Origin of the sequence: Ferruginibacter sp., from assembly GCF_031430955.1 — a bacterium.
Classification (GTDB): domain Bacteria; phylum Bacteroidota; class Bacteroidia; order Chitinophagales; family Chitinophagaceae; genus Ferruginibacter.
Map to the genome: position 1 here is coordinate 1 of NZ_JANPCM010000507.1, position 12,772 is coordinate 12,772.

The 12,772-nt window shown below is 34.2% G+C and carries 17 protein-coding genes and 1 tRNA gene; 12 read left to right on the plus strand and 6 right to left on the minus strand.

Annotated elements, in window-relative coordinates:
- The first annotated feature begins 38 nt into the window (after positions 1 to 38).
- Positions 39 to 125 (plus strand) — tRNA-Ser (locus ACY65O_RS14200).
- Between the two features lie 62 nt (positions 126 to 187).
- On the opposite strand, the gene ACY65O_RS14205 is transcribed toward ACY65O_RS14200, so the two are convergent.
- On the minus strand, positions 188 to 514 hold the full coding sequence (locus ACY65O_RS14205; RefSeq protein WP_462221517.1) for a hypothetical protein: 327 nt from the start codon (positions 512 to 514) through the stop codon (positions 188 to 190).
- Positions 515 to 676: 162 nt separating this feature from the next.
- Between ACY65O_RS14205 and ACY65O_RS14210 the strand changes: the two genes are divergently transcribed.
- Positions 677 to 1,258 (plus strand): hypothetical protein, encoded by a 582-nt coding sequence (locus ACY65O_RS14210; protein ID WP_462221518.1) that lies wholly within the window; start codon positions 677 to 679, stop codon positions 1,256 to 1,258.
- Positions 1,259 to 1,262: 4 nt separating this feature from the next.
- On the opposite strand, the gene ACY65O_RS14215 is transcribed toward ACY65O_RS14210, so the two are convergent.
- Entirely contained in the window at positions 1,263 to 2,663 is a 1,401-nt protein-coding gene (locus ACY65O_RS14215; RefSeq protein WP_462221519.1) for a sigma-54-dependent transcriptional regulator, read from the minus strand.
- Positions 2,664 to 3,082: 419 nt separating this feature from the next.
- On the opposite strand from ACY65O_RS14215, the gene ACY65O_RS14220 reads away from it, so the two are divergent.
- The 3 genes from ACY65O_RS14220 (at position 3,083) to ACY65O_RS14230 (ending at position 4,982) form a co-directional block, all read left to right on the plus strand.
- A complete protein-coding gene (locus ACY65O_RS14220; RefSeq protein ID WP_462221520.1) occupies positions 3,083 to 3,439 on the plus strand; it encodes a response regulator in 357 nt (118 codons plus the stop codon).
- Positions 3,440 to 3,598: 159 nt separating this feature from the next.
- Positions 3,599 to 3,748 carry a lmo0937 family membrane protein gene (locus ACY65O_RS14225; protein WP_462221521.1) on the plus strand — a complete coding sequence of 50 codons (150 nt, stop codon included), beginning with the start codon at positions 3,599 to 3,601 and terminating at the stop codon, positions 3,746 to 3,748.
- A gap of 139 nt (positions 3,749 to 3,887) precedes the next feature.
- Positions 3,888 to 4,982: an AI-2E family transporter gene (locus ACY65O_RS14230; protein WP_462221522.1), complete on the plus strand. Its 1,095-nt coding sequence runs from the start codon at positions 3,888 to 3,890 to the stop codon at positions 4,980 to 4,982.
- On the opposite strand, the gene ACY65O_RS14235 is transcribed toward ACY65O_RS14230, so the two are convergent.
- Complete coding sequence (locus ACY65O_RS14235) at positions 4,966 to 6,399, minus strand: ATP-binding protein (protein WP_462221523.1); 1,434 nt, start codon at positions 6,397 to 6,399, stop codon at positions 4,966 to 4,968. The two genes, ACY65O_RS14230 and ACY65O_RS14235, sit on opposite strands and share 17 nt — an antisense overlap.
- A 145-nt stretch (positions 6,400 to 6,544) precedes the next feature.
- Here ACY65O_RS14235 and ACY65O_RS14240 point away from each other — a divergent pair, with 145 nt between their 5' ends.
- From ACY65O_RS14240 to ACY65O_RS14250, 3 genes are read left to right on the plus strand one after another with little or no spacing between them, the layout of a single operon-like run.
- Positions 6,545 to 7,000 (plus strand): PA2169 family four-helix-bundle protein, encoded by a 456-nt coding sequence (locus ACY65O_RS14240; protein ID WP_462221524.1) that lies wholly within the window; start codon positions 6,545 to 6,547, stop codon positions 6,998 to 7,000.
- A gap of 22 nt (positions 7,001 to 7,022) precedes the next feature.
- Complete coding sequence (locus ACY65O_RS14245; RefSeq protein ID WP_462221525.1) at positions 7,023 to 7,484, plus strand: hypothetical protein; 462 nt, start codon at positions 7,023 to 7,025, stop codon at positions 7,482 to 7,484.
- Between the two features lie 32 nt (positions 7,485 to 7,516).
- The gene (locus ACY65O_RS14250) at positions 7,517 to 7,990 is read left to right on the plus strand and encodes a Dps family protein (protein ID WP_462221526.1); all 474 of its coding nucleotides are present in this window, start codon (positions 7,517 to 7,519) and stop codon (positions 7,988 to 7,990) included.
- A 61-nt stretch (positions 7,991 to 8,051) separates the two neighbouring features.
- On the opposite strand, the gene ACY65O_RS14255 is transcribed toward ACY65O_RS14250, so the two are convergent.
- Positions 8,052 to 8,225 (minus strand): hypothetical protein, encoded by a 174-nt coding sequence (locus tag ACY65O_RS14255; RefSeq protein WP_462221527.1) that lies wholly within the window; start codon positions 8,223 to 8,225, stop codon positions 8,052 to 8,054.
- Between the two features lie 290 nt (positions 8,226 to 8,515).
- Here ACY65O_RS14255 and ACY65O_RS14260 point away from each other — a divergent pair, with 290 nt between their 5' ends.
- Genes ACY65O_RS14260 through ACY65O_RS14275 form a run of 4 tightly spaced genes read left to right on the plus strand, consistent with a single transcriptional unit; the run spans position 8,516 to position 10,038 of the window.
- Positions 8,516 to 8,794: a YtxH domain-containing protein gene (locus ACY65O_RS14260; protein WP_462221528.1), complete on the plus strand. Its 279-nt coding sequence runs from the start codon at positions 8,516 to 8,518 to the stop codon at positions 8,792 to 8,794.
- Positions 8,795 to 8,834: 40 nt separating this feature from the next.
- Complete coding sequence (locus tag ACY65O_RS14265) at positions 8,835 to 9,176, plus strand: hypothetical protein (protein ID WP_462221529.1); 342 nt, start codon at positions 8,835 to 8,837, stop codon at positions 9,174 to 9,176.
- A 5-nt stretch (positions 9,177 to 9,181) separates the two neighbouring features.
- Entirely contained in the window at positions 9,182 to 9,550 is a 369-nt protein-coding gene (locus ACY65O_RS14270) for a hypothetical protein (protein ID WP_462221530.1), read from the plus strand.
- Between the two features lie 17 nt (positions 9,551 to 9,567).
- Entirely contained in the window at positions 9,568 to 10,038 is a 471-nt protein-coding gene (locus ACY65O_RS14275; RefSeq protein ID WP_462221531.1) for a hypothetical protein, read from the plus strand.
- A 92-nt stretch (positions 10,039 to 10,130) separates the two neighbouring features.
- Here the strand turns inward: ACY65O_RS14275 and ACY65O_RS14280 are convergent, their stop codons facing one another.
- Both ACY65O_RS14280 and ACY65O_RS14285 read right to left on the minus strand, forming a co-directional pair.
- Positions 10,131 to 11,408, minus strand: coding sequence for a UDP-N-acetylmuramoyl-tripeptide--D-alanyl-D-alanine ligase (locus ACY65O_RS14280; RefSeq protein WP_462221532.1), 1,278 nt, complete (start codon positions 11,406 to 11,408; stop codon positions 10,131 to 10,133).
- Positions 11,409 to 11,498: 90 nt separating this feature from the next.
- The coding region (locus tag ACY65O_RS14285) for an SUMF1/EgtB/PvdO family nonheme iron enzyme (protein WP_462221533.1) at positions 11,499 to 12,772 on the minus strand (1,274 nt) is incomplete at its 5' end.

Genomic DNA, 12,772 nt, shown 5'->3' on the forward strand with positions numbered 1-12,772 from the left:
TAAAGATTGATGCTGTATTTTTGCCCTCCTTTAAAAAAGGAGAGTTGTCCGAGTGGTTGAAGGAGCACGCCTGGAAAGTGTGTATACCCGAAAGGGTATCAAGAGTTCGAATCTCTTACTCTCCGCATGAAAGAAGAAAAACCTTCATGATAAGAAGGTTTTTTACGTTGTACTATTTTTAGCATTACTATTTAAAAATCTCCTGGTCTTCTCTTTCTGCAACCGGAATTTTTCTCACAAAATCATCATACCAGCCTTCTTCGTGATTGCTGTATGCACCATACGCATCAATACTGTAACCTGTTAACCCATCATTGGCTTCTATTAAATACAGAATGGTATTGTCAGATGGATCGCTGTCTCCCTCAAAGCGAAAGGTTTTAATAATTTTAAGATCATCGGGTTGATATACCTTTCCTGAAGAACTTTTAAAACCTTCTTCAGAAATAATAAATTCGTTATCCTGTTTTTTTATTCGCAGTTGTTCTAAAACGCCGCTTAATGTAGTCATCATAATGCAGTATTTGATTAAAAGATTATTAATAAAATAAATGGTCTAAATACATGCCAAAAAATGTGAAAATTTCAATTATACAATTTACAACAATACTTATTGGCATGATTTTGTAAACATTAATTGTATAATAACTTTATAAAAAAATAAAATTTATTTTTTATGTCAATTAATCTTTTAGAAACTGTTCAGCAAAACTTAGGATATCCTGCTTTACAAAAAATAGACCCCAATACACAGCAGGTAATACTTGATGATAAAACACCGGCAGAAGATAAATTTAGCCAGGCTGCAATACCGGCAGTGCTTACCGCTTTGTACAGATATGTGCAAACAGATGAGGGAGCCACGGCATTTTTACGGGGCAATAATTCCACAAACTGGGTGGGTAAAATTTTTGATGATAATAAAAAGGAAGTTGTACAAACAATTTCAGCTTATGCAAAACAATCCAATGCTGATCCGGTTGAAAAAATTAATGCAATAGCAACCGAAGCTGTAAAAGTGGTAAAAGAAAATTTATCTTCAGATGCAGGGGTAAAAGAAGTAAAACTTTTTTTCAGCAACCAAAAAAATAATATTTTATTGTATTTGCCTGCGGCATTAAATATGGGAGATTTACTGCATGATGCTTCGCTTGATGATAATACAAATAAAATGGAAGGGCCCATATCGAGTTTAATGCAAAGCATTGGTAGTGCTTTTTCTAAGCCTGTTACCGACGAGGAAATTAAAAAACAATAATTTTTTAGAGCTGAGCGTCTTCGTAGCCCTTAATTTTATTGTATAAAGTTTTGCGGTCTATCTTAAGTATTTCTGCAGCTTTGGTTTTATTAAAATTTACTTCTTTTAAGACATGCATAATAGTTTCATACTCCGCTTTTGAAGCAGAATCTTTTAAATCAAGTGAAATTTTTTGCGGTTCTGCGGCAGCTGTTGATGACGGTGTTTGATTTAAACTGCTGTTACTAATTTCGTGCGGTAATGAAGCAGCCGTTATGCGGCCACTGCTTGTTAATAAAGTACATCTTCTTATTACATTTCTAAATTCCCTTAAATTACCAGGCCAGCTGTATTTAATAAACATATCTAACACTTCATTATCAAAACCATCTATTTTTTTATTTAATTCCGCCATTGTTTTACTTAAGAAGAAATCAGCAAACAAAGGGATGTCATTTTTTCTGTTTCTTAATGGAGGCAGGCTTATAGAAAATTCGTTGAAACGATGGTACAGGTCTTCCCTGAATTTTCCCCTGCGGTATGCCTCCTGTAAATTTTCGTTTGATGCTACTAATACTCTTACGTCAACATCAATTTCTTTGTTGCCGCCAACACGTTTAAATTTTCTTTCCTGTATAACCCTTAATAGTGATGCCTGAATTTCCGGCGATAAGTTTACCACTTCATCTAAAAAAAGTGTGCCGCCATTGGCCAGTTCAAAATGTCCTTCTTTATCGGCTAAAGCCCCTGTAAAAGAACCTTTCATGTGCCCGAATAATTCACTTCCGGCAAGTTCTTTAGATAATGTACCGCAATCCATGGCAATAAATGGTTTCCCTTTTCTGTTGCTCCTTTCATGAATGGTTTTAGCAATTACTTCTTTACCTGTACCACTTTCGCCATACAGTATAATACTGAAGTTTGTTGGGGCCACCAGGTCAATTTGTTTGTACAAATCCTTTGTTGCAGCATCCTGCCCTTCTAAAAATTCCTGTGCAGAGTTAAATGATGCACTAACAGTTTTATTTTCTTTAAAAGGAGCTGCGGGTGTTTCTGTATTGGGTTGATTAAGTGCTTTGCTTAATACATTCAATACCTCATCGGGTATCAAAGGTTTAGTAATATAATCATATGCGCCTGCTTTTATTACATCTACGGCTGTTTTAATATCGCTGTAACCGGTAATTATAAGCACTATTGTAGCAGGGTTATGCTGTTTTATTTCTATTAAAATATCTTTTCCGTCTTTTTTATCCCCTAACCTGTAATCGCATAAAACAATATCAAAGAAACTGGCCATAAATTTTTCTATGCCTTTGTTACCTGAGTGGGCGGTATCAACTTCGTATCCGTTTTTTGTAAGAAACCTGCTTAGCAGTGTACACATATCAGCATCGTCATCAATTATTAAAATCTTTTTTTTCATGCAATTTTATTTTTATAAAGATACAAATACAAATAGTTATTAAGGCATTGTTTAAAAGAAACTGCTGATAAAAAAACAGGTTTACAAATTTGGAATTACCACATTGTAAACCCGTTTGTTTCCAAAACCAAAACCTGAACTTTTTATATTATTAACTGCTATTACCAGTTATAATGAAAAAAACCTGCCAAAATTATAATTAACTCTTTTTTGGATAATGCAATGCATGTAAAATTAAAAGTTGCTTAAAAAATTCCACACCTGGGGAAAATCATCTACTATAATATTACTAATGATGGCAGGCGAAGCAAATTTCATCTAAATAATTTTTAATTATAACTGGCAAAAAAATTGCAACCTTTACGGTAACATCCACAAGTAAATTGTATATTTATAGGTACAACTGCTTTAAATAAATCATGGTGAAGGCATTAATTATAGATGACGAAATAGATATTTGCTACTTATTAAGCGGGATACTCCGCAATAAAAACATACAGTCAAACTATGTAAACTCTATCGGTGAGGCCAGGCTTGCGTTAAAAATAAATTCCCCTCAAATTATTTTTTTAGATAACCACCTTCCCGATGGTATGGGGGTTAATTTTATTAATGATATAAAAAAAAATAACCCGGGTACAAAAATAGTAATGATTACGGCTTACGATACGCCTCTGGACAGACGAAAGGCGCTTGCAGAAGGGGCAGATTTTTTTATTGCAAAACCTTTTTCCCGTGATATTATTTTTCAAACTGTAGAACAGCTCGGTCACTAAATTTTTCCCCCAATTGTAGAATTATTTCCCGATTGACATTGTTAAAGGGCTGTATTTATATTTTAAATACAGTTTTACAGCTTGTTTAGTTGTTTTAAAACTTTGGCAAAGTTTTTTAATACAATAAGTATTCTATTCATTAACATTTAAATTTTTTTTATGGGAAATCTATTGTACATCATTGCTGTTATCTTAGTTATTGCCTGGGCAATTGGGTTTTTGGGTTATCATGCCGGGGGCATCATCCATATTTTATTAGTAATAGCAGTGGTTGCCGTGTTATTAAAAGTAATAAGGGGGAATGCTTAATTGCTGTTTTTGTTTTTTATTTAATTGCTATGCTGCATAAACAGTTTTTTGTTTAACCAGAGAGCGGTAATAATTTTTATAAAGCATGGTTATAAATAAATCAAACCCATTTTATATAAGGCTAACATTAATTTTATTAATGTTAGCCTTAATTGGTTTAATAATATTTATAGGACAGGATATTATTGTACCCCTGGCATTTGCCATTTTACTGGCCGTGTTACTGCTTCCTTTAAATAATTATTTAGAAAGAAAAGGGATATCGAGGGTTTTTGCCATAATTCTTTCTCTGGCACTTTTTATTATTATTTCCGGTGGAGTTATTTATTTTCTTTCTTCTCAAATAGCGGGGTTTATGAATGATATACCGGCAATAAAAAAACATTTAGCAGAACACGAAAAAACAGTACAGCACTGGATGACACAGCAGTTTAATATTACCAAAACTGAGCAAACCACTATTATAGATAATGCTGCAGAAAAAATTAAAGATTCCGGCTCGGGTTTGTTAGGGAATACTTTTTTATCGGTTACTCAGGGGATATTATTAATAGTATTATTGCCTGTGTACTGTTTTTTAATATTGTATTACCGCAGCATGATAAAAAGGTTTTTAATTGCGCTTTTTAAAAGCGAACATGAGCCAAAAGTAATTGAGGTGTTACAGGAATCTAAATTGATTGTGCAGGGCTATATGACGGGGTTGATAATTGAAATGGGAATTGTAGCAGCTATTAATGCACTTGGATTTTTTATTGCCGGTATTGAGTATGCTGTATTTTTAGGTGTGCTGTCGGCCATACTTAATATGATCCCTTATATAGGGATGCTGATTGCCTCAGTGTTTTGTATGCTTATTACCCTTACCACTTCTACACATATAAGTGATATAATTTGGGTGGTGGTTATATTAACTGTAGTGCAGTTTATCGATAACAATATCATTATGCCTAAAGTGGTAAGCTCTAAAGTAAAAATAAATGCATTAATTACTATTTTGGGTGTATTAATTGGCGGGGCACTGGCGGGTGTTGCAGGCATGTTTTTATCCATACCGGCAATAGCTATTTTAAAAGTAATTTCCGACAGGGTAGAAGGCTTAAAACCGTGGGGTATTTTACTGGGCGACGATATTACCGGGAGCAAAAAAAATAAAATCTATTTAAAATTAGAAAGCATTGGTCATAAATTTAAAACACCTTCACCTGTAAAACCACCTACGCTGGAACAGTAAAATCAAATTTAATTACAAACGTGGTACCGTGGCCGCTTTTACTGTTTACATAAATGGAACCTTTGTGATTTAGAATAATATTGTGTGTATTGGTTAAGCCCAGTCCATTACCATTAGGCTTAGTGGTAAAGTAAGGTTCAAATAAATTATTCAATTCTCCTTCAGGTATCCCATGTCCGTTATCAGTAAGTTCTACCACACATTTATCTTTTTCTCCTTTAGTTTGTATTTGCAAAATACCTTTATTGGGTTCCATAGCTTCAATTGCATTTACAATTAAATTTAAAAAAGCAATTTTTACTTTTTCCGGGTCTACGGAAATATTGCAAATATCACGGCTGTATTTTTTTTCTACTTTTATTTTATTCAATTCTATCCTGTCTTTTGCCATATCCAAAGCCTCGTCCAGTAAATTGTTTATTGAAATTGAAACATAACTTAACTCGGCAAAACGGGTAGCACTTAACAGTTCACTAATAAGCTGGTTAATACGTTTGCTGTTTCTTTCCACCATATCAAAAAGCATATTGCTGTTATCATCCTCTGCAGGCATATCACTTTTTATTTGCGCTACGGCTAATCCAATGTTGGTTAAAGGGTTCCTTACTTCATGTGCGATAGTACGGGCAATACGGCCCGTTGCTGCAAATTTTTCACTTCGTTTCATCAGTATCAATTCTTTATTGGCGGTATCTAATTCCACAATACGCTCATTTAATTCTTTTTGATAATCCCCTACTTTTTTATCTGCTATCAGCCGGGCAGTATTTTCTCTCTTATAAGTATAATAGCCAAACAATGCAAATACCAATGCCAGCACAATGGAAGTTATTACAACAGTGTTTAAAGCTTTGTATTTGGTCTCTAACTCTTTTGTACGGAATATAAGTAAATTTTCTTCATGGTTTTGCATGGCATTTACAGTGGACCGTATCATATCCATTTTAGCTTTGCCTTCATAAAAAGACTTTAAGATAGTATCGGTGATTATGTAATTATTTTGTGGGAATTTTTCAACTGCAAATATTAGTTTGGAATATCTTTCTGCTATCAGCGTTTTAAGTACATCAAGGTATTTTTTCTGATAATCAATATTTTTTGTATCTCTTTCTAGAGCCTGGTAAAATGAATCTACAACCGGGAAGCTGTTTTTATACGGGGTCAAAAAAATAGTATCTTTTGTATTGATATATCCCCTTACCCCAGTCTCAGCGTCTTTCATTCCAGAAACTAAACCCTCAAGATTTTTCATAATAATATTGGTATGGTTTACCCATTCTGTTTGCTTCATTAACTGAGAGTTACTGTACAAGGTTAGTATATAGGAAATAAGCAATAAAATAAATGCAGCAGTATAGCCAGCCTTTACTCTAAAATCGAAGGCTTTTTCTTTTAGGGCAGTTAAATTTTTTATCATAATAAAGAATAGAGGTGTGGAAAATAATACCCGCTGGCAAAACAATTGTTAAGGTAACAGTGTTTTGTACTGTAAATTTCAGGCCAAAATTTTATGGTATATATGTTGTACATCATTAATAGTTCATTAAAAATAACTTTTTACCATGAGAAATATCAATCAAAATGAAGGGCAGCCTATTCACGGGCTTATTGCCATACTGGATGATGCAAAAAAAGGCTACTTAAATGCGGCTGAAAAAATTAAGGACGAAGTATTATCCTTATTGTTTGAAAATTTTGCCTATCAAAAAAGCCGCTACAGTAATGAGTTGCGCCAGCTGGTTAACAGGTTTAATTTCTCCTCTTCAATAGATCAGTTTACATTAAGTTTATTATACCGTACCTGGATGGATTTAAAAGCAACTTTTAAATTCGAAAAAAAAGAAAAAATTATTCAGGCCTGTATAAAGGGCGAAGAAACAGCACTTGAAAATTATACAGCTGCTATCAGTCAAATACAAAATAATTACGAAGTAAAAATGGTATTAGAGCAGCAGGTTAATGGCATCAGAACCGTTTTAAATACCATAAAAGAATATACCGGTAAAACAGGCATGTAAGCTAAAATACAAAACTAACCGTATGCAAAATATTATAGAGAATGTAAATTATACGCTGCGTTGTAAGTTACAAATACTGGTATCTTTTCTCAGCCAGTTTAATATGGGTATTGATGCTGTAGCTGAAGAAATTGATAATACAAATTTAAAAACCGCAATGATAGCATTGGCAGTAGAGAGTAAGCAATACGCCAAAGAAATAAGTAAACAACTGGAGCAATTTAATGTTGGTGGGTCAACAGAATTTACCGATCATGTGTGGAAACAGATTGAAGCCGGTATAGATGAACAGGCAGGGGTAACAAAGGGAGGCGAAATAATTGCATTGTGTAATAACAGCGAAAATTATTTTAGAAAAATGTATGATGATGTATTGCAGGAATATCTTCCCTATAAAAATTTAAAAGAAATTATTACCTGCCAGTTATTTGCATTACAATCAGCATTTATGAAAATAAGGTTACTGAATTCCCTGCGTTTTTAACATGTAAAAAATTTCAAAATAAATAAAAACAAATGAAACCTAATATTGGACTAAGCGACAAAAACTTAAAAGATGTAACTGCAATGCTGTCTGCTGTACTGGCAGATTCATTTATGCTGTACACAAAAACAAGAAAATTTCACTGGAATGTAAATGGCCAGAGCTTCATGGAGCTGCATAAACTTTTTGAAAGCCAGTATAATAAGCTGGAAGAAGCTATTGATGAAATAGCTGAACGTATAAATAAATTTGGTACGTCTACTATTGGTACTTTAGAGGAATTTTTACAACTAACTAAATTAAAAGAAGCACCGGGTAAATACCCCGATCAAACCAGTATGATAAAAGAGCTTTTAGCAGACCATGAAACCGTTATTAAAGCACTGCGTAAAAATATAGATGATTGCGACGATAAATTTAAAGATAAGGGTACAGCCGATTTTTTAACCGGCTTAATGCAGGAACATGAAACCATTGCATGGACTTTAAGAAGATATTTAAAATAAAACGCACAAAATAAGCAGGTAAATAAAAGCCATCCGTTAATCTAACTGGATGGCTTTTTAATTATTGCTTCTTTTTAAAAATGGTGGTTACACCAACAATTATTGCAATTATTATTACTGCAACCAAAATTATGCCCGACCAAAAGCCAGCTTTAAAAATTCCTTCAATAGCACTGCAGCTGCCAAATAGCAAGCAAATTAAAGACAGGTCAAATGCAAGGGATAGTTTTTTCATGTAACGTTAATTTTGTATAGTACCACAGTAATAATAGTGCCATATTAATTTATAACGGGCCGTTAAATATTGAGTTAAAAAACGTTCTAAAAAATACCTGTATTTCCCCTATGTGTAGAAATTTGTACACAAAAATTTTATAACAGATAATGCACTGTAACAGTAATGCAATATCAAAACACTGTTTAATACTGTATTGATATATTTTTTTCACCACAAGTAATTTTGGCAGTATTTTAGTTTACAGTTAGGTACAATCAATTATTTAATAATTATTAAACTTTAAAATTATGAACTCAGGAAAATTATTAGCAGGCGTATTGTTAGGCGCCGCTGCAGGTGCTGTATTAGGTGTGTTATTTGCTCCGGATAAGGGCACAGAAACAAGAAAAAAACTTTCTGAAAAGGGAAACGATTTAAAAAGTAAATTTAAAAGTAAAATGAACGAACTGGTAGATGATATGGCCAGCCAGTATGAAGAAGGGAAGGATGAAGCCGGAAAATTATTAGATAGTGGTAAAGAAAAAGTGAATGCTTTTAAAAGCGAAGCAAAGCATGCCTTGTCTTAAAATTATCAAGCCGTAGTCATTTTACCTAAAATTATATGTAATGGACAATCAAACCAATTCACTGGAAGCCTTATTTGAAAAAACGGGCGACTACCTGGAAACAAGAATGGAGTTATTAAAGCTGCAGGCTGTTAACACAACATCTGATGTTACTTCATCAATAGCATCAAGATTTGCAATAGCACTTATTGTAAGCTTAATAGTACTCATTTTAAATATTGGCATAGCCATTTGGGTTGGAGATATGTTAGGGAAAATGCACTACGGCTTTTTTTTAGTAAGCGGCTTTTACATTATACTGGCAGTTTTGCTTTATGCCTTTAGAAGTAAGTGGATAAAAAAACCTTTAAATGATATGCTGGTAAAAAAAATGCTTAATTAAATTTTATGGAAATTAATAACGCCATTCAGCTAAAACAAGCCATTACAATGCTGCAGGCCCAGCAGGAAGAAAAAAAATTTATACTGGTAGAAGAGTTTCACCGAACCTATGAAAGCTTAAAGCCTGTAAATTTAATAAAAAGTACTTTCAATAAAATTCTTGATACTCCAGATATTACCAACCAGGTGGTTGATACATCAATAGGATTAGGGGTAGGTGTTTTATCTAAAAAATTATTAGTAGGCAAGTCAACAAATATTTTTAAACGTTTTTTTGGTACAATTATTGAGCTAACGGTTGCCAATGCTGTGGCAAAAAATTCCGATGGAATTAAACGGCATGGCCTTCAATTAATTAAGAAATTAATTAAGTAACCTTAATGATAACTTGTATGAAAAAGATGATTTTATTAATTGCAGTAATTTTTTTTATTGCTGTTTCTGGCACACAGGCACAAAGCATGGGAAGAACCTACACCACAGCTTTGGGTGTAAAAGTTTTTGATGGTGCCGGCATTACACTTAAACATTTTGTAAAACAAAACAGGGCACTGGAGGGCATAGCCTATTTTTGGAACAGGGGTACAAGAATTACAGGTTTGTATGAAATTCATTTCGATATTGATGGTGCGCCAGGTTTAAAATGGTATGTTGGCCCTGGAGCACACTTAGGTTTTTACAATAGTAAATACAAAGATGGCGATGGCACTTTTGCAGGTATAGATGGCGTGTTGGGTTTAGATTATAAAATTAATAAAGCGCCTTTAAATCTTTCTTTAGATTGGCAACCGTCTTTTGAGTTTGGAACCGGCAGAGGTTTTTCTGGTAACTGGGGAGGCTTAGGTATTCGTTATACTTTTTAATCATTGAGCAAAAACCATATAATCAGGTCCCATTGAAATTATTTAAAAAGGGTTTTAGTTAATTTACTGAAACCCTTTTTTATTTTTTTAAATTACTCCAGCACCTTTTCCATCTGCATACTTCTGCTCCCTTTTATTAAAATTTGAGCATGTTGTATATTTTGCTGGCTGTACCATTCTTTTGCCTGTAAACTATTTTCAAAATTAATATAGCGATGATTTACTTTATGGTAATCGCCACCCACTAAAACTACAGCGCTCCATTTGTAATTATCAATAACAGAAATTATGGATTGGTGTTCTTTAATACTCTCATTACCCAATTCCATCATGCCGCCCAGTAATAATATTTTTTTATTGCCTTCCATTTTTGCAAAATTTTCTATTGCTGCTTTCATACTGGTGGGGTTGGCGTTATAAGCATCCAGGATAATTTTATTGCTTTCTTTTTCTAAAAGTTGTGAACGGCTGTTGGTAGGGGTGTAGTTTTCCAATGCTGATTTTATTTTTTCATCAGCTGCATTAAAATATTTACCCACGGCAACGGCTGCCAGTATATTGGGTAAATTATATTCGCCTACCAGCTGTGTTTTAATGGTATCTATAGCAGCACCTTTTGTTATTGCTACTTCTAAAAAATATTTGCTGCTTTTTATACCGCCGGTAATGTCAGCATTTACAGTACCGTAAGTTTTTATGGTTGTAATGCCTTTACTCATTTCTTTTAAATAATCATAATCGGCCATAATAAAAGCAGCACCATTGTTAGCTCTTAAATAATCAAACAATTCTCCTTTACCTTTTCTTACACCTTCTATGCCGCCAAAACCTTCTAAGTGTGCTTTGCCGCAATTGGTAATTAAGCCATGAGTGGGTAAGGTAAACTGGCAATAGCTTTCAATTTCTTTTAAATGATTGGCACCCATTTCAATCAAAGCAATTTTAGCATCAGCTTTAATTTTTAAAATGGTAAGGGGAATACCAATATGGTTATTTAAATTCCCTTCTGTAGTGTATGTTTTATAAGTAGTGTTTAAAACTTCGTGCAGTAATTCTTTTGTGGTTGTCTTACCATTGCTTCCGGTAATGGCAACAAAAGGTATTTTAAATTGCCGGCGATGGCGCTTTGCTAATAATTGCAAAGTTGTCAATACATCATCAACTGTAATTATTCTGGCATCATCCACACCGGTTACTTCATCAGCAATAACAAATGCTGCGCCAGCATCCAAAGCTTTTTGTGCAAAAAAATTACCATTAAAGTTGGGACCTTTTAATGCAAAAAATAAATCGCCTCCTTTTATTTTCCTCGTATCTGTTTGTACAGACGGGTGTGCTAAAAATATTTTATACAGTTCTTCAATTTGCATGCTTCAAAAATACTATAGAAGCTGTTAATAAATGAAATAAAAAACCCTCCTGAAATTTTATCAGGAGGGTTCAATTTATTTATAACAAAATTATTTTTTCTTTTTTCTTGAATTTTGTTTGCGGCTGCCAAAAATATTACCTTCTTTAAAGCCAGGGCCTTCCGGCGGGCCAAGGTATGTTTGTGCACAACGGAAACCTACTGTGCTTGCACCCTGATCTTCCTGCATAAAACGGCGTGAGCCAGGTGATAACCAATAAGGCCTGTCGTTCCAGCTGCCCCCTTTAATTACTCTCGACTGATCGTTTATAAGAGAAGATACGCCGTATCCGTAATAAACACCACTTGCAGAGTCACCATCTAAGTAATTAATAACATTATTTTTTTGATAGTTGCTGCGGTTTTTTACATCTTCATCAGAAATGTCAACTTTCTTTAAACGGTTAATTTCAACACCGCCAACACTGTCTTTAGCATATTCCCCGGCAGAATTTTTATAATACTTCTGGAATTTATTACCACGGAAATAGTTAAAATCCTGTCCATCAGTTGGGGTTAATGGTCTGTACACATCACCTACCCACTCACTAACGTTACCACTCATGTTATATAAACCAAATGCATTGGGATAAAATGATTTTACATTACCAGGTATTGCGGCACGGTCATTTAGACCTCCGGCAACACCCATGTTATCACCACTACCACGTTTAAAGTTGGCCAAAAATTTACCCTGCCAGCTTCCACGGCGGTTATCACGTAATCCATTAGGGTTATTGCTCCATGAATATATTTGCTGGTTGCTTAACAATTCCTCACCACTTTTGCCTTCTTTTTTACGGGGCGATGGGTTTTGAGCATAAATGCCATAAGCCGCATATTCCCATTCTGCTTCTGTAGGTAAACGGTAGCCCATGTTTAAAATACCATCATCCATGCGTACGGTACCACGTGGTTTACCATTAACATCTTTTAAATCAGATTTTTTTGGTTTGCTGCGGCTTTGTATTAAATCCGGCGACATTAAGTAAGTTTCAGTATTAAAGGCATCAGCACCAGCACCTTTCATTTCTTTTTTAGCAGCATCTTTTTTCAAATAGCCACCTTTCATTAAGTTAAGTTCATTAACCCTGTCCGATCTCCAAATACAAAAATCATGTGCCTGCTGCCAGGTTACACCTACCACAGGATAATAATAGTAAGAATGAAAACGGAAATAATATTCCACATAAGGCTCATTGTAAGCCAGCTCTTCACGCCATACTAAAGTATCGGGAAGTGCCTTAGACATTATAGTTGTGTCACCTGAAAATGTATTTTCCAGCCAGTATAAATATTCCCTGTAGTGCACATTGGCTACTTCAG

Coding starts and splice junctions, on each gene's coding strand:
- ACY65O_RS14255 (WP_462221527.1), bottom strand. CDS start 8,225: ATGAAAAAACTATCCCTTGCATTTGACCTGTCTTTAATTTGCTTGCTA.
- ACY65O_RS14235 (WP_462221523.1), bottom strand. CDS start 6,399: ATGATAAAAAATTTAACTGCCCTAAAAGAAAAAGCCTTCGATTTTAGA.
- ACY65O_RS14225 (WP_462221521.1), top strand. CDS start 3,599: ATGGGAAATCTATTGTACATCATTGCTGTTATCTTAGTTATTGCCTGG.
- ACY65O_RS14220 (WP_462221520.1), top strand. CDS start 3,083: ATGGTGAAGGCATTAATTATAGATGACGAAATAGATATTTGCTACTTA.
- ACY65O_RS14240 (WP_462221524.1), top strand. CDS start 6,545: ATGAGAAATATCAATCAAAATGAAGGGCAGCCTATTCACGGGCTTATT.
- ACY65O_RS14280 (WP_462221532.1), bottom strand. CDS start 11,408: ATGCAAATTGAAGAACTGTATAAAATATTTTTAGCACACCCGTCTGTA.
- ACY65O_RS14260 (WP_462221528.1), top strand. CDS start 8,516: ATGAACTCAGGAAAATTATTAGCAGGCGTATTGTTAGGCGCCGCTGCA.
- ACY65O_RS14265 (WP_462221529.1), top strand. CDS start 8,835: ATGGACAATCAAACCAATTCACTGGAAGCCTTATTTGAAAAAACGGGC.
- ACY65O_RS14270 (WP_462221530.1), top strand. CDS start 9,182: ATGGAAATTAATAACGCCATTCAGCTAAAACAAGCCATTACAATGCTG.
- ACY65O_RS14205 (WP_462221517.1), bottom strand. CDS start 514: ATGATGACTACATTAAGCGGCGTTTTAGAACAACTGCGAATAAAAAAA.
- ACY65O_RS14275 (WP_462221531.1), top strand. CDS start 9,568: ATGAAAAAGATGATTTTATTAATTGCAGTAATTTTTTTTATTGCTGTT.
- ACY65O_RS14250 (WP_462221526.1), top strand. CDS start 7,517: ATGAAACCTAATATTGGACTAAGCGACAAAAACTTAAAAGATGTAACT.
- ACY65O_RS14210 (WP_462221518.1), top strand. CDS start 677: ATGTCAATTAATCTTTTAGAAACTGTTCAGCAAAACTTAGGATATCCT.
- ACY65O_RS14215 (WP_462221519.1), bottom strand. CDS start 2,663: ATGAAAAAAAAGATTTTAATAATTGATGACGATGCTGATATGTGTACA.
- ACY65O_RS14245 (WP_462221525.1), top strand. CDS start 7,023: ATGCAAAATATTATAGAGAATGTAAATTATACGCTGCGTTGTAAGTTA.
- ACY65O_RS14230 (WP_462221522.1), top strand. CDS start 3,888: ATGTTAGCCTTAATTGGTTTAATAATATTTATAGGACAGGATATTATT.